Annotated in this window: 27 protein-coding genes; 4 read left to right on the forward strand and 23 right to left on the reverse strand. The window is 64.4% G+C overall.

What is annotated here, in order from left to right; genetic code table 11:
• Positions 1 to 5 precede the first annotated feature (5 nt).
• The 16 genes from nuoN to ndhC form a co-directional block, all read right to left on the reverse strand.
• Entirely contained in the window at positions 6 to 1,469 is a 1,464-nt protein-coding gene (gene nuoN, locus LK12_RS12390) for an NADH-quinone oxidoreductase subunit NuoN (protein ID WP_039284104.1), read from the reverse strand.
• Positions 1,469 to 3,016, reverse strand: a complete 1,548-nt coding sequence (locus LK12_RS12395; RefSeq protein ID WP_039284106.1) for an NADH-quinone oxidoreductase subunit M — start codon at positions 3,014 to 3,016, stop codon at positions 1,469 to 1,471. Before LK12_RS12395 ends, nuoN begins: the two co-directional genes overlap by 1 nt.
• Positions 3,017 to 3,140: 124 nt before the next feature.
• Positions 3,141 to 5,189: an NADH-quinone oxidoreductase subunit L gene (nuoL, locus tag LK12_RS12400; RefSeq protein WP_039284109.1), complete on the reverse strand. Its 2,049-nt coding sequence runs from the start codon at positions 5,187 to 5,189 to the stop codon at positions 3,141 to 3,143.
• Positions 5,190 to 5,193: 4 nt separating this feature from the next.
• Positions 5,194 to 5,499, reverse strand: coding sequence for an NADH-quinone oxidoreductase subunit NuoK (gene nuoK, locus LK12_RS12405; protein WP_039284112.1), 306 nt, complete (start codon positions 5,497 to 5,499; stop codon positions 5,194 to 5,196).
• The gene (locus LK12_RS12410; protein WP_039284116.1) at positions 5,496 to 6,113 is read right to left on the reverse strand and encodes an NADH-quinone oxidoreductase subunit J; all 618 of its coding nucleotides are present in this window, start codon (positions 6,111 to 6,113) and stop codon (positions 5,496 to 5,498) included. The genes nuoK and LK12_RS12410 overlap by 4 nt, the downstream gene beginning before the upstream one ends.
• A 15-nt stretch (positions 6,114 to 6,128) precedes the next feature.
• Complete coding sequence (nuoI, locus tag LK12_RS12415) at positions 6,129 to 6,614, reverse strand: NADH-quinone oxidoreductase subunit NuoI (RefSeq protein ID WP_039284120.1); 486 nt, start codon at positions 6,612 to 6,614, stop codon at positions 6,129 to 6,131.
• Positions 6,611 to 7,657, reverse strand: a complete 1,047-nt coding sequence (gene nuoH / locus LK12_RS12420; RefSeq protein ID WP_039284124.1) for an NADH-quinone oxidoreductase subunit NuoH — start codon at positions 7,655 to 7,657, stop codon at positions 6,611 to 6,613. Before nuoH ends, nuoI begins: the two co-directional genes overlap by 4 nt.
• Positions 7,657 to 9,675, reverse strand: a complete 2,019-nt coding sequence (nuoG, locus tag LK12_RS12425) for an NADH-quinone oxidoreductase subunit NuoG (protein ID WP_039284127.1) — start codon at positions 9,673 to 9,675, stop codon at positions 7,657 to 7,659. The genes nuoH and nuoG overlap by 1 nt, the downstream gene beginning before the upstream one ends.
• Entirely contained in the window at positions 9,675 to 10,982 is a 1,308-nt protein-coding gene (nuoF, locus tag LK12_RS12430) for an NADH-quinone oxidoreductase subunit NuoF (RefSeq protein ID WP_039284131.1), read from the reverse strand. Before nuoF ends, nuoG begins: the two co-directional genes overlap by 1 nt.
• Complete coding sequence (locus LK12_RS24655) at positions 10,972 to 11,136, reverse strand: hypothetical protein (RefSeq protein WP_156135469.1); 165 nt, start codon at positions 11,134 to 11,136, stop codon at positions 10,972 to 10,974. The genes nuoF and LK12_RS24655 overlap by 11 nt, the downstream gene beginning before the upstream one ends.
• Before the next feature lie 11 nt (positions 11,137 to 11,147).
• A complete protein-coding gene (gene nuoE / locus LK12_RS12435; RefSeq protein ID WP_039284134.1) occupies positions 11,148 to 11,816 on the reverse strand; it encodes an NADH-quinone oxidoreductase subunit NuoE in 669 nt (222 codons plus the stop codon).
• Complete coding sequence (locus LK12_RS12440) at positions 11,809 to 12,009, reverse strand: hypothetical protein (protein WP_231568338.1); 201 nt, start codon at positions 12,007 to 12,009, stop codon at positions 11,809 to 11,811. Before LK12_RS12440 ends, nuoE begins: the two co-directional genes overlap by 8 nt.
• On the reverse strand, positions 12,006 to 13,211 hold the full coding sequence (locus LK12_RS12445; RefSeq protein WP_197063531.1) for an NADH-quinone oxidoreductase subunit D: 1,206 nt from the start codon (positions 13,209 to 13,211) through the stop codon (positions 12,006 to 12,008). The genes LK12_RS12440 and LK12_RS12445 overlap by 4 nt, the downstream gene beginning before the upstream one ends.
• 2 nt (positions 13,212 to 13,213) lie before the next feature.
• Entirely contained in the window at positions 13,214 to 14,086 is an 873-nt protein-coding gene (locus LK12_RS12450) for an NADH-quinone oxidoreductase subunit C (RefSeq protein WP_039284139.1), read from the reverse strand.
• A gap of 7 nt (positions 14,087 to 14,093) precedes the next feature.
• On the reverse strand, positions 14,094 to 14,669 hold the full coding sequence (locus tag LK12_RS12455; RefSeq protein WP_052223363.1) for a NuoB/complex I 20 kDa subunit family protein: 576 nt from the start codon (positions 14,667 to 14,669) through the stop codon (positions 14,094 to 14,096).
• Positions 14,666 to 15,040, reverse strand: coding sequence for an NADH-quinone oxidoreductase subunit A (ndhC, locus tag LK12_RS12460; RefSeq protein ID WP_039284142.1), 375 nt, complete (start codon positions 15,038 to 15,040; stop codon positions 14,666 to 14,668). The genes LK12_RS12455 and ndhC overlap by 4 nt, the downstream gene beginning before the upstream one ends.
• 476 nt (positions 15,041 to 15,516) lie before the next feature.
• Here ndhC and LK12_RS12465 point away from each other — a divergent pair, with 476 nt between their 5' ends.
• A complete protein-coding gene (locus tag LK12_RS12465; protein ID WP_039284145.1) occupies positions 15,517 to 16,710 on the forward strand; it encodes a thiolase family protein in 1,194 nt (397 codons plus the stop codon).
• A 209-nt stretch (positions 16,711 to 16,919) separates the two neighbouring features.
• Here LK12_RS12465 and arsB read toward each other — a convergent pair whose 3' ends face one another.
• From arsB to LK12_RS12485, 4 genes are all read right to left on the reverse strand, one after another.
• A complete protein-coding gene (gene arsB / locus LK12_RS12470) occupies positions 16,920 to 17,990 on the reverse strand; it encodes an ACR3 family arsenite efflux transporter (protein WP_039284147.1) in 1,071 nt (356 codons plus the stop codon).
• 21 nt (positions 17,991 to 18,011) lie between these two features.
• A complete protein-coding gene (locus tag LK12_RS12475) occupies positions 18,012 to 18,482 on the reverse strand; it encodes an ArsI/CadI family heavy metal resistance metalloenzyme (RefSeq protein WP_039284149.1) in 471 nt (156 codons plus the stop codon).
• Positions 18,482 to 18,820, reverse strand: coding sequence for an ArsR/SmtB family transcription factor (locus tag LK12_RS12480; protein ID WP_039284151.1), 339 nt, complete (start codon positions 18,818 to 18,820; stop codon positions 18,482 to 18,484). The genes LK12_RS12475 and LK12_RS12480 overlap by 1 nt, the downstream gene beginning before the upstream one ends.
• Before the next feature lie 279 nt (positions 18,821 to 19,099).
• Positions 19,100 to 19,573, reverse strand: coding sequence for an SH3 domain-containing protein (locus tag LK12_RS12485; protein WP_039284154.1), 474 nt, complete (start codon positions 19,571 to 19,573; stop codon positions 19,100 to 19,102).
• Positions 19,574 to 19,654: 81 nt separating this feature from the next.
• Here LK12_RS12485 and LK12_RS12490 point away from each other — a divergent pair, with 81 nt between their 5' ends.
• From LK12_RS12490 to LK12_RS12500, 3 genes are all read left to right on the forward strand, one after another.
• On the forward strand, positions 19,655 to 20,671 hold the full coding sequence (locus LK12_RS12490; protein WP_039285278.1) for a 2-hydroxyacid dehydrogenase: 1,017 nt from the start codon (positions 19,655 to 19,657) through the stop codon (positions 20,669 to 20,671).
• A gap of 130 nt (positions 20,672 to 20,801) precedes the next feature.
• A complete protein-coding gene (locus LK12_RS12495) occupies positions 20,802 to 22,106 on the forward strand; it encodes an ammonium transporter (protein ID WP_039284156.1) in 1,305 nt (434 codons plus the stop codon).
• 31 nt (positions 22,107 to 22,137) lie between these two features.
• Positions 22,138 to 22,656 carry a DUF805 domain-containing protein gene (locus LK12_RS12500; RefSeq protein WP_052223364.1) on the forward strand — a complete coding sequence of 173 codons (519 nt, stop codon included), beginning with the start codon at positions 22,138 to 22,140 and terminating at the stop codon, positions 22,654 to 22,656.
• A 20-nt stretch (positions 22,657 to 22,676) separates the two neighbouring features.
• Here the strand turns inward: LK12_RS12500 and LK12_RS12505 are convergent, their stop codons facing one another.
• The 3 genes from LK12_RS12505 to prfB all read right to left on the reverse strand — a co-directional run bounded on the left by LK12_RS12505 (position 22,677) and on the right by prfB (position 26,083).
• Positions 22,677 to 24,083, reverse strand: a complete 1,407-nt coding sequence (locus LK12_RS12505; RefSeq protein ID WP_039284158.1) for an NAD(P)H-dependent flavin oxidoreductase — start codon at positions 24,081 to 24,083, stop codon at positions 22,677 to 22,679.
• A 51-nt stretch (positions 24,084 to 24,134) separates the two neighbouring features.
• The gene (locus LK12_RS12510; protein ID WP_039284159.1) at positions 24,135 to 24,872 is read right to left on the reverse strand and encodes a class I SAM-dependent methyltransferase; all 738 of its coding nucleotides are present in this window, start codon (positions 24,870 to 24,872) and stop codon (positions 24,135 to 24,137) included.
• A gap of 83 nt (positions 24,873 to 24,955) precedes the next feature.
• Positions 24,956 to 26,083: a peptide chain release factor 2 gene (gene prfB / locus LK12_RS12515; protein WP_039284161.1), complete on the reverse strand. Its 1,128-nt coding sequence runs from the start codon at positions 26,081 to 26,083 to the stop codon at positions 24,956 to 24,958.
• Between the last annotated feature and the right edge of the window lie 78 nt (positions 26,084 to 26,161).

Here is a 26,161-nt window from a genome sequence, read left to right on the forward strand (position 1 = left end):
TCGGATCAGAGCGCATGGAACAGGGCCAGGGCCGCTGCGTCGGTCAGCGAACCCAGCCACTTCGTCAGCAGGAAGCCCAGCGGCGAGATCACCACGCAGGAGACGAGAAGGATCAGCTTGTGCCAGATATCGCTTTCGCCCTTCACCACGTCGGCAGGTTCGTCGAAGTAGATGATCTTCACGACCTTGAGGTAGTAGAAGGCGCCGATCACCGAGGCTGCGAAACCGAGTGCCGCGAGCGCGATCATCCCGCCATCGACGGCCGCCTTGAACACCAGGAACTTGCCCCAGAAACCGAACAGCGGCGGGATACCGGCAAGGCTGAACATGACCATGGCGATGCCCAGCGCGAGCGCGGGCCGGGTACGCGACAGACCGGCGAGTTTCGCGATCTCCTCGACGTAATTGCCGTTCTCGTCCTTGAGCATCAGGATCGCCACGAAGCCGCCCAGCGACATCGCCACGTAGATGGCCAGGTAGAACAGCATCGCCGATGCGCCCTCGGGAGTCGCCACGGCGAGACCGACGAGGATAAAGCCGACGTTGTTGATCGACGAATAGGCCATCAGACGCTTGATGTTGCTCTGACCGATGGCGCCGAGGGCACCGACCACGATCGAGGCGAGCGACACGAACAGCACGATCTGCTGCCACGCGGCGGCCTGTTCGCCGAAGGCGTCGAGCATGACGCGCATGGTGAGGCCGAGCGCGGCAACCTTCGGCGCGGTGGCGAAGAAGGTCGTCACCGGCGTCGGCGCGCCTTCGTAGACGTCGGGCGTCCACATGTGGAACGGAACGGCACTGATCTTGAAGGCGAGTCCGGCGAGCATGAAGACGATGCCGAACAGCGCGCCGTTCGACAGACCGCCCGCCAGCGCGGCATTGATGCCGGAGAACGAAGTCGTGCCGGTAAAGCCGTAGGTCAGGCTCATGCCGAACAGCAGGATGCCCGAGGCCAGCGCGCCCAGCACGAAGTACTTGAGGCCCGCTTCGTCCGAGCGCCCGTCGTTGCGCAGGAACGCGGCCAGCACGTATGCGGCGAGCGAGTTCATCTCGAGGCCGATGTAGAGCGTGATGAGATCGCCGGCCGAAACCATGATCCCCATGCCCAGCGCGGCGAAGATCACCAGCACCGGGAATTCGGCGCGCATCGCGTTGTAGCGCTCGAAGAAGGCAGGTGCGATCACCAGCGTGGCGGCGGCCGAGATGTAGATCAGGATCTTGGCATAGCTGGCGAAGGCATCGGCATAGAACTGCCCGAAGAAGGCCGAGGTGTCCGGTCCCATCGCCCCGCCGCACAGCGCGGGCGCGACGAGCGCGCTGGCCGCAACGAGAGCGGCAACCGCAAGGATCGAGATAAGACGGCTTGCCTTGTCCCCGCCCCAGGCGGCGACGAGCAGCAGGACCAGGCCCGCAATGCTAAGCGTTTCTTCCGGCGCGATCAGGCGCAGCGACTGCGACCAGTCCATCAGTGTGCCCCCTCATGCGCAGCTGTTTCTTCGTGCGCAGGCGTTTCTTTGCTGGTGGCGGCCCCCATGGCCACCTTGCTGTCCCCTTCCGGCGCCGCACGGGCGATCCGGGCTTCCAGCGCGGCGATATCGTCGCGCATCGGAGCAATGAAGCTCTCGGGGTAGATGCCCATCCACAGCACCGCGAGCGCCAGTGGAACGACCATCAGGTATTCGCGGACGTCGAGGTCGGCCATGGCGGCGGCATCGGCGTTCTTCTGTTCGCCGAAGGCAACCCGGCGATAGAGATAGAGCATGTAGGCCGCGCCCAGGATGATGCCGGTGGCGCAGACCAGCGTGGTCCAGGTCGAGACCTCGTAGATACCCGCGAGGCTCAGGAACTCGCCGACGAAACCGCTGGTGCCCGGAAGACCGATCGAGGCCATCGTGAACAGCAGGAAGAACAGCGCGTAGCGCGGCATGTTGATCGAGAGGCCACCGTAACGGTCGATCTCGCGGGTGTGGAGGCGATCGTAGATGATGCCGACGCTGAGGAACAGCGCACCCGAGACGAGACCGTGGCTGAGCATCATCAGCATCGAGCCTTCGAGACCCTGCTGGTTGAAGGCGAACAGGCCGATGGTCACGATCGCCATGTGGGCGACCGAGGAATAGGCGATCAGCTTCTTCATGTCGTGCTGGACGAGCGCGATCAGCGAGGTGATCACGACGGCGGCCATCGACAGGCCCCAGATCAGCGACGCGAAAGTCGAGGAAGCTTCCGGGAACATCGGCAGCGAGAAGCGGATGAAGCCGTAGCCGCCCATTTTCAGCAGCACGCCGGCCAGGATCACCGAACCGGCAGTCGGCGCCTGGACGTGGGCGGCGGGAAGCCAGGTGTGGACGGGCCACATCGGCATCTTCACCGCGAAGCTGGCGAAGAAGGCCAGCCACAGCCAGGTCTGGACCGAAGGATCGAAGTCGTAGACCATCAGCGTCGGGATGTCGGTCGTGCCGGCCACGTTGACCATGTAGAGCATGGCGACCAGCATCAGCACCGAGCCGAGCAGCGTGTAGAGGAAGAACTTGTAGGCCGCGTAGATGCGGTCCTGCCCGCCCCAGATGCCGATGATCAGGTACATCGGGATCAGGCCGGCTTCGAAGAACATGTAGAACAGGAAGATGTCCTGTGCGGCGAACACGCCGATCATCAGCGTTTCCATGAGCAGGAACGCGCCCATGTATTCGCCGACGCGCTTGTCGATCGACTTCCAGCTCGCACCGATGCAGATCGGCATGAGGAACACCGAAAGCTCGATCAACAGCAGGGCAATGCCGTCGATGCCCAGCGCGTAGGAGAAGCCGGAGAACAGTTCCACGCGCTCGGTGAACTGCCACTGCGCGCCGCCGACGTCGAAATTCTGCCACAGCACAATGCCGAGCAGCAGATCGACGAGCGTTGCGATCAGCGCAAGATTGCGCGCCGCTTTCGCGTCGAGGAACAGGCACGCCACTGCTGCCGCAAGCGGCACCAGCAACATCAGGGAAAGGATCGGAAAGCCTCCCATCACTTGCTCCCCTTCGTATTCAGCATTTTCATCCCCGTTCGTGTCGAGCGAAGTCGAGACACGGTGTTGCGCGCACGGTTCTCGACTTTGCTCGAACCGAACGGAACGTGTGCATTACCCGCGATCATCCCGCGATCACCCAGCTGATGGCGCCGACAAGGCCCAGCAGCATTATGAGAGCATAGCTGTACAGATAGCCCGACTGGACCTTCTGCGCGTAAGTGGACCCCTTGGCCACGGCCCAGGCGGCGCCGTCGGGACCGAAACGGTCGATGACGCCGATATCGAGGATCTTCCAGAACACCCGTCCGATCCAGAAGGCCGGCACCACGAACATGTAGTGGTACAGCTCGTCGAACATCCACTTGCGGTACACGAAGGTGTAGACCGGCCCGAGCTGTTCGGCGGCGGCCGCCGGGAAGCTGGTATTCCTGATGTACCCGTACCAGGCGAGCGCAAGGCCGATGATCATGACGATGAACGGCGTCCACTTGATCAGTTCAGGCAGGGCATGCATCGCGTGGATGAGGTGTTCGTGGAACACCAGGGCGCCCTTCCAGAATTCGCCAGAGCCATCGGACACGAAGGCATGCTGGAAGACGAAGCCGGCAAAGACCGCGCCCATGGAAAGCAGCACCAGCGGCACCAGCATGACCCAAGGGCTCTCGTGCGGATGATAGCCGGCCGTTCCCTCGTGCGCATCGGCGCCTTCCGAGGAGTGGTGGCCGGTATCCTCGCCCGAGTGTTCCTCGTCCGGGTGATCGTGGTGATCGCCGTGAACGGCATGCTGGACATGCTCGGAACCCGCCCAGCGCGGCTTGCCGAAGAAGGTCAGGAACACGAGACGCCAGGAATAGAAGCTGGTCATCAGCGCGGCGAGAATGCCCATCCAGAAGGCGAAGTTGCCCATCGAGGTCCCGCTGGCATAGGCCGCCTCGAGGATCGAGTCCTTCGAGTGGAAGCCGGCGAAACCGACACCGAAAACGCCCACGCCGGTGATGGCGAGCGTGCCCGCCGTCATGGCCCAGAAGGTGATCGGGATGTGCTTACGCAGGTTGCCGTAGAAGCGCATGTCCTGCTCGTGGTGCATCGCATGGATGACCGAGCCGGCACCGAGGAACAGCAGCGCCTTGAAGAAGGCGTGCGTGAACAGGTGGAACATGGCCGAGCCGAACGCGCCCACGCCGGCGGCGAAGAACATGTAGCCGAGCTGCGAGCAGGTCGAGTACGCGATGACGCGCTTGATGTCCCACTGGGTACAGCCGATGGTCGCGGCGAAGAAGCAGGTCGCGGCGCCGATGAAGGTCACGAAGGCCATCGCCGTCGGGCTTACCTCGAACATCGGCGAGAGGCGGCAGACCATGAAGACGCCGGCGGTAACCATGGTCGCGGCGTGGATCAGCGCCGAAACCGGGGTCGGGCCTTCCATCGCGTCGGGAAGCCAGGTGTGCAGGCCGAGCTGCGCCGACTTGCCCATAGCGCCGATGAACAGCAGCAGGCACAGGATCGTCATCGTCTCGAAGCGCATGCCGAGGAAGCCGATGGTCGAACCGGCCATGCCGGGTGCAGCCGCGAGGATCTCGGGGATCGAGACGGTGCCGAACACCATGAAGGTGCCGAAGATGCCGAGCATGAAGCCGAGGTCGCCCACGCGGTTGACCACGAAGGCCTTGATTGCGGCAGCATTGGCCGAGGGCTTGCGGAACCAGAAGCCGATCAGGAGGTACGAGGCCAGGCCCACGCCTTCCCAACCGAAGAACATCTGCACCAGGTTGTCGGCCGTCACCAGCATGAGCATGGCAAAGGTGAACAGCGACAGGTACGCGAAGAAGCGCGGCTGATCCGGGTCTTCCTCCATGTACCCCCACGAATAGAGGTGCACGAGCGCCGAGACCGAGGTCACGACGACGAGCATGACCGCCGTCAGCGTGTCGACACGCAGCGCCCAGTCGAAGGTGAGCGTGCCCGAGGCTACCCACTTCAGCACCGGAACCACGGTCGCTTCAGCGTTTCCGCTCAGGAAGCCGAGGAAGACCGGCCAGGACAGCCCGCAGGCGATGAACAGCGCCCCGGTCGTGATGACCTTGGCCGGAACGTTTCCGAGCTGCTTGTTGCCGAGCCCGGCGATGATCGCTGCCAGCAGCGGCAGGAAGACGATGAGCAGGATGGACAAGGCCTTATCCCTTCATCCGGTTGACGTCGTCGACGGCAATGGAGCCGCGGCCACGGAAGTAGATCACGAGGATGGCAAGCCCCACTGCTGCCTCGCCGGCGGCCACCGTGAGCACGAACATCGCGAAGATCTGTCCGGTCAGGTCGCCCAGGAAGGCGCTGAACGCCACGAGGTTGAGATTCACCGCAAGCAGGATGAGTTCGATCGCCATCAGGAGAACGATCACGTTCTTGCGGTTGAGGAAGATGCCGAGGACGCCGAGCACGAAGAGGATCGAGCTCACCACGACATAGTGTTCGACACCGATCACAGCGAAACCCCCTTGCCGATTTCCGGCTTGACGTTGACGGTCGCGTCGCCGGGACGGCGCGAGACCTGCTTGCCGATCTTCTGGCCGCGCACGTCGCCACGCTGGCGGTGGGTCAACACGATGGCGCCGATCATGGCCACCAGCAGGATGATGCCCGCCGCTTCGAACAGGAACAGGTAGCGGCTGTAGAGCAGCGCGCCGATGGCCTGGATATTGGTCATGCCAACGGGCGTGGCGGCGGTGCCGTCGGGCGTACCCAGCTGGATGGCACCGGCCTTGTAGGCGCCGACGCCGAGCACGATCTCGGCCAGCAGCACGAGTGCGACGAGCGCCCCGAACGGGAAGTACTTGACGAAACCGGCGCGCAGTTCGGCGAAGTCGATATCGAGCATCATGACGACGAACAGGAACAGCACCGCGACCGCGCCGACATAGACGATGACCAGCAGCATCGCGATGAATTCGGCGCCCGCCAGAACCATCAGGCCCGCGGCATTGAAGAACGCCAGGATCAGCCAGAGCACCGAGTGCACCGGATTACGCGAGAGGATGGTGATGGCGCCGGACGCGATGGTCATCACGGCGAACAGGTAAAAGGCGATAACGTGAATCATGACCCCGAGCGCCCCCTACCGATACGGCGCGTCGGCTTCAAGGTTCGCGGCAATCGCCCGCTCCCACTTGTCCCCGTTCGCCAGCAGCTTAGCCTTGTCATAGAGCAGTTCTTCGCGCGTTTCGGTCGCATATTCGAAGTTCGGCCCCTCGACGATCGCGTCCACCGGGCATGCTTCCTGGCAGAAGCCGCAGTAGATGCATTTCGTCATGTCGATGTCGTAGCGCGTGGTGCGGCGCGAGCCGTCCTCGCGCGGCGCCGCCTCGATGGTGATCGCCTGCGCCGGGCAGACCGCCTCGCACAGCTTGCAGGCGATGCAGCGCTCTTCACCGTTGGGATAGCGACGCAGCGCGTGTTCGCCGCGGAAGCGGGGCGAGAGCGGGTTCTTCTCGAACGGATAGTTGATCGTCGCCTTGGGCTTGAAGAAGTACTTCAAGGTCAGCCAGTGCGCCTTCACGAACTCGTAGAGCGTGAAGGATTTTACGAGTTGAGCGACGCTCATACTGCATACCTCGTAAGCATCAGGTAGCCCGAGACCAGCACGACGAAGCCAAGCGATACGGGCAGGAAGACTTTCCAGCCCAGACGCATCAGCTGGTCATAGCGGTAGCGCGGGACAGTCGCCTTCACCCAGGAGAAGACGAAGAAGAAGAACAGGACCTTGAGCAGGAACCACACGAAGCCCGGCACCACGTAGAGGAACGGAATGTCGAGCGGCGGCAGCCAACCACCGAAGAACAGCGTCGTGTTGAGCGCGCACATCAGCAGCACGTTGGCGTATTCACCCAGCCAGTAGGCGGCGAAGGCCATCGACGAATATTCGGTCTGGTACCCGGCGACGAGTTCCGATTCCGCCTCGGTAAGGTCGAACGGCGCGCGCTGCGTCTCGGCCAGCGAGGAGATGAGGAACATCACCCACATCGGGAACAGCAGCGGGTTGAACACGAAGCCGTTGAAGATGCCGAGGACGTGGCCTTCCTGCGCCTTGACGATGTCGTTCATGTTGAACGTGCCCGCCCACAGGACCACGCAGATCAGGATAAAGCCGATCGAGACTTCGTACGAGATCATCTGCGCCGAGGCGCGCATGGCCGAGAAGAACGGGTACTTCGAGTTCGAAGCCCAGCCCGCCATGATCGTGCCGTAGACACCCAGCGACGAGATCGCGAGCACGTAGAGCAGGCCGACGTTGATGTCCGCCAGCACCGCGCCCGAATTGAACGGGATCACCGCCCAGGCCATGAGCGCGACAGTGAAGGTCACGATCGGCGCGATCAGGAAGATGCCCTTGTTCGCGGCCGAGGGGATGATGGTTTCCTGCAGGAAGACCTTGAGGCCGTCCGCGAAGGACTGCAGCAGACCGAACGGGCCGACGACGTTGGGGCCGCGGCGCAGCGCCATGGCCGCCCAGATCTTGCGGTCGGCGTAGATGATCATGGCCACGCCAAGCAACAGCGGCAGCGCGATCAGCAGGATGCCGCAGACCGTCGCGACGAACCACGCCCAGTCATAGGACATGCCCAGCGATTGGAAGAAAGCCGTCATTATTCCGCAGCCTCCGCAATCTCCTCGCCGTGCAGCAGTTCTGCCGAGCAGCGCTGCATGGTCGCACTGGCGCGAGCGATGGGATTGGTCATGTAGAAGTCCTTGACCGGGTAGGCGATCTGGCCGGATGCGGAACCGCCGCCGGCAGGCAGGTCGCTCCCGTAGTCCGCCAGGCCTTCGCTGCCAAGGGCCGGAACCTCGGAAATCATCGCCGCGCGCAATTCCTCGAAGCTGTCGAAGCCGACCGAGACGCCGAAGGCATCGGCGAGCGCGCGCAGGATCGTCCAGTCCTCGCGCGCGTCACCCGGTGCGAACACCGCCTTGTCGGACCATTGCACACGGCCTTCGGTGTTGACGTAAGTGCCCGCCTTCTCGGTGTAGGCCGAGGCCGGCAGGATCACGTCGGCGGCATGGGCGCCCTTGTCGCCATGATGCCCGATGTAGACGATCATCGAGTCGGCGAACCTGGTGTAGTCCACTTCGTCGGCGCCGAGCGAGAGCAGCACCTTGGGCTTGGCCGCGACGATATCCGCCAGGCCGCCCTTCTGCGCGTAGCCGAGCATCAGCCCGCCCATACGGCTTGCCGCCATGTGCAGGACGTTGAAGCCGTTCCACTTCGTGCCGTCTTCCAGCTCGCGCACGATGCCGATCTGCTCGCCGACCGAAAGCGCGGCCTCGAGGCCGCCACGGCCCAACCCTGCCCCGCCGACGATGATCGCCGGGCGCTTGGCATCGCGGATCGTTTCCCACACGTGGTTCGGCAGATCGCCGATCTTCGAAAGGTCGTCGCCGAGGAACTCGCCGCCGAAGGTGGTATCCCACTCGGGACCGATCAGGAAGACCTTGGCGCCGCGCTTCACCGCCTTGCGCAGGCGGACATTCACCAGCGGCGCTTCGGCGCGCACGTTGCTGCCGACGATCAGGATCGCGTCGGCCGTCTCGATGCCGGAAAGCGTGGTGTTGAAGTTCACCGCGGCAAGACTGGACGTATCGTAGTCCATGCCGGTCTGGCGGCCTTCGAGCAGGCTGGAGCCGAGCGCGCCGACCAGCTTCTTGGCCGCGAACATCGTTTCGCAATCGAGCATGTCGCCGGCGACGGCGGCAATCGACTTGCCGGGCTTGAGCGTCGCGATCGCCTCGAACGCCTCGTTCCAGCTTGCGGGGACGAGCTTGCCGTCGCGGCGCAGGTAGGGCTTGTCGAGGCGGCGGCGGACAAGGCCGTCGACCATGTAGCGCGCCTTGTCGCTGATCCACTCCTCGTTGACGTCGTCGTTGACGCGCGGGAGTACGCGCAGCACTTCGCGGCCGCGGCTGTCGATGCGGATGTTGGAGCCGATCGCATCGGACACGTCGATGCCGAGCGTCTTCTTCAGCTCCCACGGGCGCGCCTCGTAGGCATAGGGCCGCGAGGTCAGCGCGCCGACCGGGCAGAGGTCGATCACGTTGGCCGACATCTCATGCTTGGCGGCATGTTCCAGATACGTGGTGATCTGCATGTTCTCGCCGCGATAGAGCGCGCCGATCTCGTCCACGCCGGCGATCTCCTCGGAGAAGCGCACGCAGCGGGTGCAGTGGATGCAGCGCGTCATCTGCGTCTTGATGAGCGGGCCCATGTACTTCTCGGTGACCGCGCGCTTGTTCTCGTGGTAGCGCGAACCGCCGCGACCATAGGCCATGGCCTGGTCCTGCAGGTCGCACTCGCCGCCCTGGTCGCAGATCGGACAATCGAGCGGGTGGTTGATGAGCAGGAACTCCATCACCCCTTCGCGGGCCTTCTTGACCATTTCGCTGTCGGTGCGGATTTCCTGGCCCTCGGTCGCCGGAAGCGCGCAGCTCGCCTGCGGCTTGGGCGGTCCGGGCTTCACCTCGACCAGGCACATGCGGCAGTTGCCGGCGATCGACAGCCGCTCGTGATAGCAGAATCGCGGGATTTCCTTGCCGGCCAGTTCGCAGGCCTGCAGCACGGTTGCGCCGTTGGGGACGTCGAGTTCGACGCCGTCGACTTTGACCTTTGGCATTATTCGGCAGCCTGTTGCAGCGAGCCGAGGCGCTCTTCGATGCGGCGCTCGATCTCGGGACGGAAGTGGCGGATGAGGCCCTGGATCGGCCAGGCGGCAGCGTCGCCCAGCGCGCAGATGGTATGGCCTTCGACCTGCTTGGTGACCTGCTGCAGCATGTCGATTTCCTCGACATGCGCTTCGCCGGTGCGCAGGCGCTCCATCACGCGCCACATCCATCCCGTACCTTCGCGGCACGGCGTGCACTGGCCGCAGGACTCGTGCTTGTAGAAGTAGGACAGGCGCGAAATGGCGCGCACGATGTCGGTGGACTTGTCCATGACGATCACGGCGGCAGTGCCGAGGCCGGAGCCCAACGCCTTGAGCCCGTCGAAGTCCATCGGCGCGTCCCAGATCTGGTCGGCCGGAACCAGCGGAACCGAGGAACCGCCGGGGATCACGGCGAGCAGGTTGTCCCTGCCGCCGCGGATACCGCCGCAGTGCTTCTCGATCAGTTCGCTGAAGGGAATGCTCATTTCCTCTTCGACGACGCATGGCTTGTTCACGTGGCCGGAGATCTGGAAGAGCTTGGTGCCCTTGTTGTTCTCGCGTCCGAAGCTGGCGAACCAGGCCGCGCCGCGCCGCATGATCGTAGGCGCAACCGCGATCGATTCGACGTTGTTGACCGTCGTCGGGCAGCCATAGAGGCCAGCGCCGGCCGGGAACGGCGGCTTGAGGCGGGGCTGGCCCTTCTTGCCTTCGAGGCTCTCGATCATCGCGGTCTCTTCACCGCAGATGTAGGCGCCCGCGCCGCGGTGGACGAAGACGTCGAAATCATAGCCAGACCCGCAGGCGTTCTTGCCCAGCAGGCCGGCCGCGTAGGCTTCGTCGCGCGCCGCGAAGAGCGTCTCGGCCTCGCGGATATATTCGCCGCGGATGTAGATGTAGGCCGCACGCGCGCCCATCGCGAAGCCGGCGACCAGCGCGCCTTCGAGCAGGATGTGCGGATCGTGGCGAATGATCTCGCGGTCCTTGCACGAGCCCGGCTCGGATTCGTCGGCGTTGATGACCAGGAAGCTCGGCTTGGGATTGCCCGCGGCATCGAGCGGGGGCTGCTTGGGCATGAAGGACCACTTCATGCCGGTGGGGAAGCCCGCACCGCCGCGGCCACGCAGGCCCGAAGCCTTGATTTCCTCGACGATGGCCTCACGGCCCCGGGCGAGGATTTCCTTGGTGCCGTCCCAGGCACCACGCGCCTGTGCATCCTTCAGGTGCCACGACTGGTAGCCATAGACGTTGGTGAAGATGCGGTCCTTGTCAGCGAGCATCGTTGCACCCCTTGATCGACTTTTTACTCTGCGCCGCGCCGATGGCGACGAAGGCCGCGCCCACGCCGAAGAAAGCGACGAATGCGGAATTGCCAGTGCCCATTCCCAGCGCACCCGCAACGAAGAACATCACGCCGGCCAAGATCAAAAGCATCCCGGCTTTCATCACCACTCCCCCCGGTAATCGTGATTTTCCGAAACCATCTCCTTGAGAGTGGTCGGTCCGCCGAGCGGCTCGACGGTGTGACGGCCAGGCTCCTGCGTGCCCGCCTTGGGCGTTTCGCCCCTGGCCAGGGCATCGAGCACGGCATCGAGGCGCTCCGGGGTAAGGTCCTCGTAGTTGTCGTCGTTGATCTGCACCATCGGCGCGGAGGCACAGTTGCCCATGCACTCGACTTCGGTGAGCGAGAACAGGCCGTCCTCGGTAGTGTGCCCCTTCTGCATCCCGCGCGCCTTGCAGGCGGCCATGATGTCGTCCGAGCCGCGCAGCATGCACGGCGTCGTGCCGCAGACCTGCACGTGGAAGCGGCCGATCGGGGCGATGTTGTACATCGTGTAGAAGGTCGCGACCTCGACCACGCGGATGATCGGCATGTCGAGGTAGTCCGCGACATATTCCATCACCGGGATCGGCAGCCAGCCTTGCGTGTCGAGCTCGGCGCCGACCTGGCGCTGGGCAAGGTCGAGCAGCGGCATCACCGCAGAGCGCTGGCGCCCTTCGGGATAACGCGCGACGATGTCCTTCGCCTTGGCGGCGTTCTCGTCGGTCCAGGCAAAATTGCCCCAACGCGCCCGCAGTTCGGGCGTATCGGGTTCGATATAGCGGTCAGCCATGCTTACCCCTGCGCTTCAGCCACTGATCCTGGCCGAAAAAGAAAATTTCGAATCCGGCGATGGCGGTCGCCAGCATCGCGATCGTCGGCGACGGCACCACGCCGACCGTCATCGCCCCGAAGTAGAGCGCGACGAGAAACAGGCCGGTGGCGGCCGCCCAGACGCGGATCATTTCGACGTTCGACAGGTTCAACGGTCGCACTCCCCGAAAACGACGTCGATCGCGCCCAGAATGGCGGTCGCGTCCGGCAGCATGTGCCCCTTGCACATGAAATCCATCGCCTGAAGGTGGCTGAACGCGGTCGGGCGGATCTTGCAGCGGTACGGCTTGTTGGTGCCGTCCGAGACGAGATAGACGCCGAATTCGCCCTTGGGGCTTTCGGTCGCGACATAGACTTCGCCCGCCGGGACGTGGAACCCTTCGGTGTAGAGCTTGAAGTGATGGATCAGCGATTCCATCGAGCTCTTCATCTCCGCGCGCTTGGGCGGCACGACCTTGCGGTCTTCCGAACTGATCGGCCCTTCGGGCATTTCCGCCAGGCACTGCTTCATGATCTTCGCCGACTGGCGCACTTCCTCGACGCGGACCATCATGCGGTCGTAGCAGTCCGAGTTGGTGCCGACCGGGATCTCGAAGTCCATGCGGTCGTAGACGTCGTAGGGCTGGCTCTTGCGGATATCCCAGGGGATGCCCGCGGCGCGGATCATCGGGCCGGAGAAGCCCCAGGCAATCGCATCATCGCGCGAGACCACGGCGATGTCGACGTTGCGCTGCTTGAAGATGCGGTTGTCGACGACGAGGCTCATGGCGTCCTCGAACAGCGTCGGCAGGCGCGTGTCGAGCCACTCGGCGATGTCGGCGAGCAGCTTGAGCGGCACGTCCTGGTGCACGCCGCCGGGACGGAACCAGGCCGAGTGCATGCGGGCGCCCGATGCGCGCTCGAAGAAGTTGAGGCAGTCCTCGCGGATCTCGAACAGCCACAGGTTCGGCGTCATCGCGCCCACGTCCATGACGTGGCTGCCGATGTTGAGCATGTGGTTGCAGATGCGGGTGAGCTCGGCGAACAGCACGCGCAGGTACTGGGCGCGCAGCGGCACTTCGAGGTTCAGCATCTTCTCGATGGCGAGAACGTAGCTGTGCTCCATGGCGAGCGGCGAGCAGTAGTCGAGCCGGTCGAAATAGGGGAGCGCCTGAAGGTAGGTCTTGTGCTCTATCAGCTTTTCGGTGCCGCGATGCAGCAGGCCGACGTGGGGATCGACGCGCTCGATCACTTCGCCGTCAAGCTCCATGACCATGCGCAGAACGCCGTGCGCGGCGGGATGCTGGGGACCGAAGTTGATCGTGTAGTTGGTAACGATCTCGCCGTCGGTGGTGGGGGACTCTTCGAGCTGCATGCTCACTTGTCGTCCTCCTTGGTGTCCTTGGGTTCTGTTGCGCCCTTGGTGTCCTGGGCCGATTCCTGCCGAGGCGCCTTGTCCGGACGGCTTTCCGTCGGCTTGGGCGCATCCTTTTCGCTTTCACCCGTGGTCTTGTGGGCGGGAGAACCCTTCGAGGCCTTTTCACTGGCCTTGCCGTTGGTCGGCTCGCCGGCTCCGCTGTCGCCCTTCTTCTCGGTGACCTTGGGCTTCTCCACCGGCGGCGGCGTGGCCTGCTCGGCTGCCTTCTCGTCGCCCGGGAGCACGTAATCGGCGCCTTCCCACGGGCTCATGAAATCGAAGGTACGGAAGTCCTGCGCGAGCTTGACCGGTTCGTAGACGACGCGCTTGTCCTCTTCGGAATAGCGCAGTTCCTGATAGCCGGTGAGCGGGAAATCCTTGCGGAACGGGTGCCCCTCGAAACCATAGTCGGTGAGGATGCGCCGCAGGTCGGCATTGCCGGAGAAGATCACCCCGTACATGTCGAACACTTCGCGTTCGAGCCAGCCCGCGTTGGGCCACAGCCTCGTCGCGGTCGGCACCGGCGTGTTTTCGGCGGCGTTCACCTTCACCAGCAGGCGATGGTTCTTCGTCAGCGAGAGCAGCATGTAGACGACTTCGAAGCGTTCCGCCCGCGAGGGGTAGTCGACTCCGGCCATTTCCATCAGCTGCTGGTAGCCGTGCTCGTCGCGCAGCAGGCGCAGCGCGTTCTCGATCTGGGCGCGCGCGACGGTGAGCACGATCTCGCCATGCTCCTCGCGTGCGGACAGCAGCATGGAGCCGAGCGCGCCGGTCAACGTGTCGATCACGCCCTCATTCGATGCGAACTTCGGTGCGGAATGCAGAACGGGCATCTGGTTCTTACCTTTCGACCGTACCGATGCGGCGGATCTTCCGCTGAAGCTGCATCACCCCGTAGAGCAGCGCTTCGGCGGTCGGCGGGCAGCCCGGCACGTAGATGTCGACCGGCACGATGCGGTCGCAGCCGCGCACGACCGAATAGCTGTAGTGATAGTAGCCGCCGCCATTGGCGCACGAGCCCATCGAGATGACGTACTTGGGCTCCGACATCTGGTCGTAGACCTTGCGCAGCGCCGGGGCCATCTTGTTGCACAGCGTACCGGCCACGATCATCACGTCCGACTGGCGCGGAGACGCGCGCGGCGCGGCGCCGAAGCGCTCCATGTCGTAGCGCGGCATGTTGACGTGGATCATCTCGACCGCGCAGCAGGCGAGGCCGAAGGTCATCCACCACAGCGAGCCGGTACGGGCCCACTGGAACAGTTCCTCGGTCGAGGTGACGAGAAAACCCTTGTCCGAGACTTCCTGGTTGAGGTCCTTGAAGTACGATTCCTCGGGCGGGATGATCTCACCGCCGGGGCCCGGATGGGCGGCGCGGGCCAGAGGCTGGCCGTCAGAATTCACGAGAGTGCTCATTCCCAGTCCAGAGCTCCCTTCTTCCATGCATAGGCGAGGCCGATCGCCAGTTCGCCGAGGAAAATCATCATCGTCGTCCACCCGGCCCAGCCGGTCATGTCGAGCGAGACGGCCCAGGGAAACAGGAACGCGGCCTCGAGGTCGAACACGATGAACAGGATCGCCACCAGATAGAAGCGAACGTCGAACTGGCTGCGCGGATCCTCGAACGCAGGAAAGCCGCACTCGTATTCGGAGTTCTTGTCAGCGCTGGGCTGATGCGTGCCGGTCAGATGGGCGACGCCGATCGGCAGGAACACGATCACTGCCGAGAGAAGGAGAGCGATCACCAGAAATATCAGGATCGGCAGGTATTGTGACAGATCGGTCAATGGTCTCTGGCCTCATACCGGGTGCGGCTGCCGGACTTGTCCCACGGGGGGCACGCCCGGTCGTTGGGCGCGCTCTTAGGCCAGCCCCAGCACCATCGCAAGGTGTCGGAGTGGATTAATCCGTCCATCCGCATTGCATTGCAACAAGAGATCGCCCCGAAACGCCGACTTTCAGGGATCCGCACGCGTTTCCGCCGCGACTCATGCCCCCTGTAACGAAATATTGCGCGAACCGGCACGGTCCGGGTCTGGCAATCGGGGGACGCCGCCCCCATCTCGACTCCAAGTTGCTTGGTGTTCACGGGCCGCTGGGAGCGTGGCAACCCGTGGAGCCAGGCAGGATGCGCCGGCGCTGATCGATCGCAATGCCGGCGTTACATGCCGCGGCGATAGTGCCGTTTCAGTCATTGCATTTGGTGCATCGCAACATTATCCGATCGACAACTGTCACATTTTCCAGTTCGAAAGGCACGCGTATGGCCCAGATTTCGGCTTCCGATCCGATCGTCATCCTCTCCTATGCCCGCACGCCCATGGGCGGCCTCCAGGGCGCGCTTGCCGATGTTGCGGCGACCGACCTCGGCGCCACCGCCGTCAAGGCCGCGGTCGAGCGCGCCGGAGTCGCCGGCGACGACATCGAGCGCATCTACATGGGCTGCGTGCTTCCCGCCGGCCTAGGCCAGGCCCCTGCCCGCCAGGCCGCGCTCAAGGCCGGCCTGCCCAAGTCGGTCCAGGCAACGACCGTCAACAAGGTCTGCGGCTCGGGCATGCAGACCGTCATCATGGGCGCCGAGGCGCTCGCAGCCGGTTCGCTCGACGTCGTCATCGCCGGCGGCATGGAATCGATGACCAATGCCCCGTACCTGTCGAAGAAGCACCGCGGCGGCGCCCGCGCCGGTCATGACACGCTCTACGACCACATGTTCCTCGACGGCCTCGAGGATGCCTACGACGGCGGTTCGATGGGCTCGTTCGCCCAGTGCACGGCAGACGAATACCAGCTCACCCGTGAAAGCCAGGACGACTACGCCATCGAGTCGCTGCGCCGTGCCGTCGACGCGATCAACTCGGGCGCCTTCAAGGACGAAGTCGTTCCGGTCACCGTGAAGACCCGCAAGGGCGAAGTCGTCGTCGACACCGACGAGCAGCCGCCCAAGGGCAACCCGGAAAAGATCCGCGCGCTGAAGGCCGCCTTCGCCAAGGAAGGCACGATCACCGCCGCCAGCTCCAGCTCGATCTCGGACGGCGCCGCCGCCATGGTGCTGAGCCGCAAGAGCGTGGCCGAAGCCAAGGGCCTCACGCCCATCGCCACCGTCGTGGGCGTCGCGGCCCATGCGCAGGAGCCCAGCAAGTTCACCACGGCCCCGGTCGGCGCGATCACCAAGCTGATGGACAAGGTGGGCTGGAAGCTCTCCGACGTCGACCTGTTCGAGATCAACGAGGCCTTCGCCTGCGTCGCGATGTTCGCGATGAAGGACCTCGGCATCGCGCACGACAAGGTGAACATCCACGGCGGCGCGACCGCGCTGGGCCACCCGATCGGCGCTTCGGGCACCCGCATCATCGTCACCCTCATCAACGCGATGAAGGAAAAGGGCCTGAAGAAGGGCGTCGCCAGCCTGTGCATCGGCGGCGGCGAAGCCACGGCCGTCGCGATCGAGATGCCGTGATCCCGCTATCCTGACGCGAAACAGGAAACCCCCGCCCTGACCGGCGGGGGTTTTCGTTTGGGGGAGCCGGAAGCGTCCTGACCTTCATACGTCATCCCAGCGCAGGCTGGGATCGCCATCGGCATTTCGTGTCGATGCAGCATGACGAGAGGCGGGAGCCAGTTTGCCAACGATCCCAGCCTTCGCTGGGATGACGGCATTTTCAGACCTCACTCCTCCGGAAAGCTCCCCCGCGTGCGGTTCGCGAAGGCCACCAGCGACAACATCACCGGCACCTCCACCAGCACACCGACAACCGTTGCCAGCGCCGCACCGCTGCCAAGCCCGAACAGGCCGATCGCCACCGCAACGGCAAGCTCGAAGAAGTTCGATGTCCCGATCAGCGCGCAGGGCGCCGCCACCGCATGCGGCACTTTCCAGAGCTTCGCCGCGCCATAGGCGAGGAAGAAGATCCCGTAGCTCTGCATCATGATCGGCGCGGCAATCAGCGCGATCAGCACCGGACGCGAGACGATGGTCTCGGCCTGAAATCCGAACAGCAGCAGCACGGTGAACAGCAACCCGATGATCGAAAGCGGCTTCATCCGTCCGGTGAAGTCCGAGATGGCATGCTCATCCCCACCGTGGCTCGCCAGCAGGCGGTGGCGCACGAAGGCCCCTGCCCCCAGCGGCACCACGACATAGAGCGCGACCGAAAGCAGCAGCGTCTCCCACGGCACGGCAATGTCGGTCACGCCCAGCAGCAGCGCGACGATGGGCGCGAAGGCGACGATCATGATCAGGTCGTTCGCCGCCACCTGCACCAGCGTATAGGCCGGATCGCCGCGCGTGAGCTGCGACCACACGAAGACCATCGCGGTACACGGCGCCGCGCCGAGCAGGATCAGGCCGGCGATGTACTGCTGGGCATCGGCAGGCGCGATCAGGTCGGCGAATATCACTTCGAAGAACAGCACCGCCATCGCAGCCATGGTGAAGGGCTTGATCAGCCAGTTCACCACCAGCGTAATCATCAGGCCCTTGGGCTTGTCGCCCACCCGGCGCACCGCACCGAAATCGACCGCGACCATCATCGGGAAGATCATCGCCCAGATCAGCACCGCAACGACGAGATTGACCGACGCGTACTCGACAGCCGCCAGCGCCGCGAAAAGCTGCGGCATGAGATTGCCCAGCGCGATCCCGGCGAGAATCGCAGTGCCGACCCAGACCGAGAGCCATTTCTCGAACAGGCCCAGTCCTGCCGCGCGGGCATCGATTTCAGCAGTCTTCGTGGTCATGATCTGCCCCCTCTTCTGCCCTCAACAGCAGGACGTCTTGGCCGGCACCACCGATGGCGCGCAGCACGCATCGGGCGCAGCATTGGCCGAGGCAAGCCGGTCGAAATCGGGGCTGCCGCCGTAAGTGATGCTTTCGCCTTCGGTCAGGAAGGCTTCCCAGACCACCCCGTCGGGATCGGCGATCCAGCTCTTTTCCGACTTGGCATAGCAGCAGGTCGTCGCGCCCTCTTCCAGCACCGGACGGTCGGCAGCGGCGAGCCGGTCATAGACCTGGGCGAGTTCGGCCTTGTCCTCGACCTGAACGCCGAGGTGCTCGATCCCCTTGGCGGCATCCTCGCGCATGGAAATTGCGAAATTGATGCGCGGGTCATCGAGCATCCACTTCGCGTAATCGGCCTTCACGACGGCGGGCTCGGCACCGAACAGGCTGGAATAGAAAGCGATCGACTTGTCGAGGTCGGCCACGCCGACATGCACATGGAAACGTTTCATCAGGCGCTCTTTCTTTGGGAATCGGGAAGGCAGGCGGTCGAGTCCCCGCAAGGCACGCCGCCGCAGCAGTTTTCGGTGAGGTAGCCCATCACCCCGTTCATCGCGGCATAGTCTGCCGAATAGATGATCGAACGGCTTTCGCGCCGCTGTGTGACCAGGCCCGCGTTGGCAAGCTGGGCGAGATGAAAGCTCATGGAAGACGGCGGCACATCGAGCTGTTCGGCAAGCGCTCCGGCGGGAATGCCGCCCTCGCCCGCCTGCACCAGCAACCGGTACGCAGCGAGTCGATGCTCCTGCGCCAGCGCGGACAAGGCGCGTATGACCGAATCGGCTTCCATCCGTCACTCCGATATTTCTATAACTATCGAATTATAGAATTCGGAATGACCGCGCAACGGTTTTTGCAGTCGGGATGCGCTTCCGATTTTCCTACTCGCTTCCGGTCGGACAGATTGCGGGCGGCATTCCTGTGCCCGCTCTTTGAACCGGTAAATCCCGTCACCGTCCGACGTGCGAAAATAGCGACGATCCAAGCCTTTGGATTCGCTGCCCTTCGCAAAGACTCACCATGGCGCGAGTCGACAAAGTTAGAGAAGTTTGCGCGGAGCGCGCAGGGATCAGGGCTCGCCCGCCCCCCACAGGGCGTCTTCGCGCACGAAGCCCTTGTGCCCGTCGGTATCGAAACCGCACCACCCGCCGTCGCACTCGCCCAGCAGACCCACGACTCCGGGCTCCACGCGCCAGAGCATCGGCGACGAACCGCTGGCCTCGGCATGCATCTCGACCAGCCCGTCGCCGATGACGATGGCCGAGCGCTGGCGCGAAAGCAGCAGGTCGCGCATCCAGCCCTTGTCCCCCGCCGGGTCCTCGATCTGGCGCCACGGTCCCTCTCGGCGGATGATCTTCACCGGCAGGTGCAGCCGGCGATAGACCCATTCGATCTTGTAGGTATTGCCCGGCCCCACGCGCATGTTGGCCACATCCGTATCGATGGAGGCCCAGTAGGGGACCTTGTCGTCGTCATCGGCCCGGGCCGGCGCGGCAAGGGCGCACAGCGCGAGCAGGTGCAGAATCCAGGCATGGCGTTTCATGTCCGATCCTTACTCCGCGCTACATCGCGCCATCAAGGCTGCTTGACCGCCCCCCTGTGGAAGGCATAGCCGGTAACCATGATGGTATCGGCTAGCGACACGTCCGCCCCTCCTCACCCGCCCCGCCCGCGGGTGGTGGTCACGCGAAAGCTTCTGCCCGAGGTGGAAGCGCGCATGACCGAGCTGTTCGACGTTTCGCTCAATACCGACGACAGGCCGATGACCCGCGAAGAACTGGCGGCCGCCATGCGCGAATGCGACGTGCTGGTGCCCACCGTCACCGACTCGATCGATGCCGACCTGATCGCGCAGGCCGGTGACAAGCTCGGCCTGATCGCCAGCTTCGGCGCCGGCACCGAGCATATCGACCTTGCTGCGGCGCGCGCCCGCAAGATCGTCGTCACCAACACCCCCGGCGTCTTCACCGACGACACCGCCGACCTGACGCTGGCGCTGATCATCCTCGTCTCGCGGCGGTTCAGCGAGAACGTAAAGATCCTGCGCGAAGGCAAGTGGGCCGGATGGGGCCCGTCGCAGATGCTCGGCCACTCGCTGATGGGCAAGACGCTGGGCATCGTCGGCATGGGCCGGATCGGCCAGGCGGTCGCGCATCGCGCCAGGGCCTTCGGCATGGAGATCCGCTACCACAACCGCAATCGCCAACCCGCCGCGCTCGAGAACATGTTCTCAGCCCGCTACGAGCCCGATCTCGACACGCTCACCGCCGAAGCGGACATCCTCTCGCTGCACTGCCCGGCCGGGCCCGAAACGGTGAAGCTGTTCGACGCGCGGCGACTGGCGCTGATGAAGCCGACCGCTTGCATCGTGAACACCGGGCGCGGCCAGATCATCGACGAGGAAGCTCTGATCGCGGCGCTTTCGGAGGGGCGGATTGCCGGTGCCGGGCTCGACGTCTTCGCCCACGAACCGAACGTCGATCCGCGCCTGCTGAATCTGCCCGGCGTCGTCGCCATGCCGCACCTCGGCAGCGCCACCTACGAAGGCCGCGGGGCGGCCGGCGAGCGGATCATCGCCAATATCCGTTTCTGGGTCGACGGCCACCGCCCGCCGGACATGGTCCTGCCCGAGCTGCCCTGAACGGTTCCCCGCAAGGCAAACCCGCAATTCCGGCAAACGCTTGTCTAGTAGCGATTTCCTGCTCTAAGGGCTCTCGAGGAGGAACACCGGGCCAGCGCCAAAGGTGCGGCCCCAAGGGGGAACATTGCCGATGACCAAGCCGCGCCTGCTGGCACTCGCAGCCGCACTCGCACTGATGCCGGGTATGGCTTTCGCTCAGGACGGGCAACTCGATGTCGCCAATAGCGGCGACACGGCCTGGCTGCTCGCCAGCTCCGCACTTGTCATGCTCATGGCGATGCCAGGCCTTTCGCTGTTCTACGGCGGCCTCGTTCGGACGAAGAACTTCCTGTCCGTACTCGTGCAATGCGGCGCTATCGCAGCGGTCGCATCGCTTGTCTGGATCGTGGTCGGCTATACGCTGAGCTTCGGCGATGTGACGAACGGCTGGCTCGGCGGCGGCAACGCGTGGATGCTGATCACGCTCGGCAACGTGCGCACAAGCACCACCGTGCCCGAAAGCGCCTTCGTCCTGTTCCAGATGACCTTCGCCGCGATCACCCCCGCGCTCATGGCCGGCGCCTGGGTCGACCGCGCCCGCTTTGGCTGGGTGATCACCTTCTGCGCGCTGTGGAGCCTCGTGGTCTATGCCCCGGTCACCCACTGGATCTGGGGCGGCGGCTGGCTGTCCGCCGGTGTCGGCACGCTCGACTGGGCCGGCGGCATCGTCATCCACACGACCGCCGGTGTCTCCGCGCTGGTGGTTGCGATCATGCTCGGCAAGCGCAAGGGTTTCCCGCAGACGCTGATGCTGCCGCACAGCCCTGCCCTCACCATGGCCGGCGCCGCGCTGTTGTGGGTCGGCTGGTTCGGTTTCAATGGCGGTTCGGCCCTGCATGCAAACGACGATGCCGCCGCGGCCATCATCGCCACCCATGCCGCTGCGGCCACGGCCGCGATGGTCTGGTTACTCGTCGAACGCATCATGGTCGGCAAGCCCACCAGCGTCGGCTTCGCGACCGGCGCGATCGCCGGCCTCGCCACGGTGACGCCGGCCGCCGGTTTCATCTCTCCCGGCGCTGCGATCGTGTTCGGCGCGGCGGGCGCCGTCGTCTGCTATTTCGCGATCCAGCTGGTGAAGCAGAAGCTCAAGATCGACGATTCGCTCGACGTCTTCGCCGTCCACGGCGTCGGCGGCATGCTCGGTTCTGTCCTTCTGGGCATCTTCATGTCCGCCAGCCTTGGCGGCGTGGGTTACGCGGATGGCATGAACATGGTCGCGCAGACCTTCGCGCAGCTTGTCGGCGTGGGGATCACGATCGTCTGGTCGGTGATCGCCTCGGTCATTCTCGCCCTGATGGCCTCGATGCTCTTCCCGATGCGTGTCAGCGAAGACGCGGAGCGCGAGGGCCTCGACATAACCAGCCACGGCGAGCGGGCCTGGGAATTCGATTGACAAGAACCCGGTAGCAGCGGGAGATCGCGTCATGACAGGCGATCTCCCGCTCTTCGGTCAGGCCATCAGGCGTTCCTTCACGATGAGGGGCCGCGCCCGCCGCACCGAGGTGATCGTCTACATCGTCGTCTCGCAACTCCTGGCCGCAAGTCTGGCCGCGCTGGCCGGACCGTTCCTCACCGACGAAACCGTTACCTGGGTCCGCTTCGCAGCGACCACGCTGGCGATCATTCCGGTCTTCACCCTATCGGCAAGGCGCCTTCACGACTTCGGGCTCAGCGGCAGGTGGACCGTTCTGCTGGTGCTGGTGGTAGCGAGAAGCCTTGGCCTCGAACTAGTCGCGCTCCTGGGAGGCTGGGATGCCCGGGCGATGATCGAAGCGCCGCTTTCCTATGTCGACTGGCTGCTTTTCCTGCCCTTCGCATGGCTTTACATCGCCCTGCTGATCGTACCGGGCAAGAAGGGGCCGAACCGCTACGGCCCCGATCCGCGCAGCAGTGACACCGAAAACGAAACGGCCGGTCCGGGTAGTCCCGAACCGGCCGCCTGAAACGCTCTGCGCTGAACCGATCAGTCGCCCGTCAGGATGCGGTCGACCAGTTCCTTGACCGTCGGCGTGAAGCCGTTGGAATAAAACGGATCCTGCTTGAACTTGTAGGCCGCGTGGCCCGCAAACATCAGGTTCTTGTCGACCGGGCCCCCGTGGGCGATGTCCTGCAGGGTCTTCTGGATGCAGAAGCTGCGCGGATCGGCAAGGCGACCGGTCGTGTAGTCGTCATGGTCCTTCCACGAAGAAAAACCGCAGTGCGAGAGACAGCCCATGCAGTCTGCCTGGTCCTGGCGGATCTCGTCGCGCTCTTCGGGCGAGACGAAGATGATCGTATCGTCGGGCGTGCGCAGCCCGTCGGTGTAGCCCTGCGCAGACCATGCCCGCGCGCGCTCGAGATCCTTGGGCGTGACCCAGAAGTTCTTGCCCTTCACGCCGACGTCGAGCCGCACGGTGTGCTCTCCGGCCTCCACCTTGGAATAGGGAATCTGCCGGTCCGAGCGTGCTTCCAGATTGCGCAGGAACGAGTTGCGCACGGCCGAGGAGTAGAATCCCGTCGGCGAGAAGCGGTGCAGCAGCACGTCGCCGGGCTCGAGGTTGCGCAGTTCGTCCTTCCAATCCTGCGGGATCGGGCTTTCCTTGGTCAGCAGCGGACGGGTGCCGAACTGGAAGGCGATGTTGCCCAGTTCCGGATTGTCGATCCACTCGTCCCAGTCGCGCAGGTACCAGACGCCGCCGGCCATCACGATCGGCACCTCGTCGGAAATGCCTTCCTTGCGCATCACCTCGCGCAGCGCCTTGACCCGCGGATAGGGATCTTCCGGCTTGAGCGGGTCCTCGGCATTGGACAGGCCGTTGTGGCCGCCGGCCAGCCAGGGATCCTCGTACACCACGGCCCCCATCAGTTCGGAGACCTTGTGATAGGCCCGCTTCCACAGGGCGCGGAACGCACGGCCCGAGCTGACGATGGGCAGGTAGTTGACGTTGAAGCGCGCCGCAATCTCGGAAAGCCGGTAGGGCATGCCCGCGCCGCAGGTTACCCCGGTGACCAGGCCCTTGGTCCGTTCCAGAATGCCCTCGAGCACCTGCTGCGCGCCGCCCATTTCCCACAGCACATTGATGTTGATGGCGCCCTGCCCGCCAGAAATGTCATAGGCCCGACGCACCTGTTCCACGCCGCCGTCGATGGCGTACTGGATCAGTTCCTCGTGGCGCTCCTTGCGGGTAAGCGCCTTATAGACCTGCGGGATGATCTTGCCTTCGGCATCGTAGCTGTCGGCGTTGACGGCACTGACCGTGCCGATACCGCCGGCCGCCGCCCAGGCGCCGGAACTCATGTGGTTGGTCGCCGACACACCCTTGCCGCCCTCGATCAGCGGCCAGACTTCCCGGCCACCGTAGACAATCGGCTTGAGACCCTTGAAACTCATATTCCCTTACGTCTTTCCCCTGGCGATGCGCTGAACCGCTGCCCGTTGCTATCAATCCGCCTTCGTGTCGCTCGACACGCGGCAGGGTGTAATGTTTTCGGGCGCAGGACGCGCACCCACGGCTTCGAACTGCGCATAGTACCCTTGCAGTTCCGGCTTACGAACAAATTCCGTCAAACGAAAGCCCACGGCGCCCAATTCGCAGAAGAGAAGCGCTGGTGGAATACCATGCATATCGGTCGGCCGATCGACATCGACGACAATAACCCGTCCTCCCGGGCGGAGCGCCGGGCGCAACCGCCACAGGAAGGCGTAAGGCTCCGAAACCTCGTGATACATGTGGACCATGAAAATGCGGTCGAAACTGTCCCCCGGCAGCCTCGGATTGTCCTCGGTCCCGACCTTGATCGATACGTTTTCCAGCCCGTCGCGCATGACACGCTGGCCGAGACGCTCGGTGGCGGCCGGATTGATGTCCTCGGCGAGAACCCTGCCCTTCGGCCCCACCCTCTCGGCAAGCCGGACGGTATAGTAGCCCTCCCCCGCGCCGATGTCGGCCACGCTCATTCCCGGCTCGATATCGGCCAGATCCATGACGACCTTGGCTTCGTTGACACTGTCGCGCTGGACTTCGGAAGAAATCATGTTTTCCGCCGCTTCCGAAACCGGACGGTCCGCCACCGGAAAGTCTCGCGCGGAATCGGGCCTTCCGTCATCCGCGGGTTGCGGCTGACAGGCGCAGAGCGCCAGCGTCAAGGCAGCAAAAACGGGGCGTCGGGGCCGAAGCATGCGGCCCCTTAGCGTTTCGCCCGACACTTGGCAAAATCCTTGTTAGCAGGGTATCCGCAGGCGCGGTCCGGCCATGCCCAGGCTCAGTCGACGTCCTCCACCTCGACCTTCTCGCCGGTAACGCGCTGCGAGAGGGCCGCGGCCATGAACGCGTCGAGATCGCCGTCGAGCACATCGTCCGGAGAGGTCGAAACCACGCCCGTACGCAGGTCCTTCACCTGCTGGTACGGCTGCAACACGTAAGAGCGGATCTGGTGGCCCCAGCCGATGTCGCTCTTGCTGGCGTGCTCGGCACTGGCGGCTTCCTCGCGCTTGCGCATCTCTTCCTCGAACAGGCGCGACTTGAGCATGCCCATGGCGATTTCGCGGTTCTTGTGCTGCGAACGGTCGATCTGGCTGGCAACGACGATGCCGGACGGCTGGTGGGTAATGCGCACCGCCGAGTCCGTCGTGTTGACGTGCTGACCGCCCGCACCCGAGGCGCGGTAGGTGTCGATCTTCAGATCGGCCGGGTTGATGTCGATCTCGAACGTGTCGTCGATCACCGGGTAGACCCAGACCGACGAGAAGCTGGTGTGGCGGCGCGCGGAGCTGTCGTAGGGGCTGATGCGCACGAGGCGGTGGACGCCGCTCTCGGTCTTGGCCCAGCCATAGGCGTTCTCGCCTTTGAGCAGCAGCGTGCAGCTCTTGATGCCCGCGGCTTCACCCGCGTGGTATTCGACCAGCTCGACCTTGTAGCCCTTGCGCTCGGCCCAGCGCGTGTACATGCGCTGCAGCATCTCGGCCCAGTCCTGGCTTTCGGTACCGCCGGCGCCGGCGTGGACTTCCAGATAGGTGTCGTTGCCGTCCGCCTCGCCCGAAAGCAGCGCCTGCACCTTGTCGCGGTCGGCCCGCTCGGCCAGCGCTGCCAGTGTCGACAGGCCCTCCTGGACCGTCTCGTCGTCGTCTTCCGCCTCGCCGAGTTCGACGAACTCGACAGCGTCAGCCATTTCGGCGCTGATCTCGTTAACCGCACCGATCGAGGCTTCGAGCCGGCGACGTTCCTTCATCACCGCCTCGGCTTCCTTGGGGTTGTCCCAAAGCGTCGGATCCTCGACGCGCGCATTCAGCTCGTCGAACCGGCGCAGCGCCCGCTCCCAGTCGAGCGATTTGCGCACCAGCGCGAGGGCCTTTTCGATGCGGTCAATATGGGCCTGACCTTCGGCGCGCATGACAAGAACTCCAATCAAGCAGGGCCACCCTGCGACGCCCGCTCAAACGGGATCGCGCGGAGACGGTTCCGTGCGGAA

Origin of the sequence: Novosphingobium malaysiense (assembly GCF_000802225.1) — a bacterium.
GTDB classification, from domain to species: domain Bacteria; phylum Pseudomonadota; class Alphaproteobacteria; order Sphingomonadales; family Sphingomonadaceae; genus Novosphingobium; species Novosphingobium malaysiense.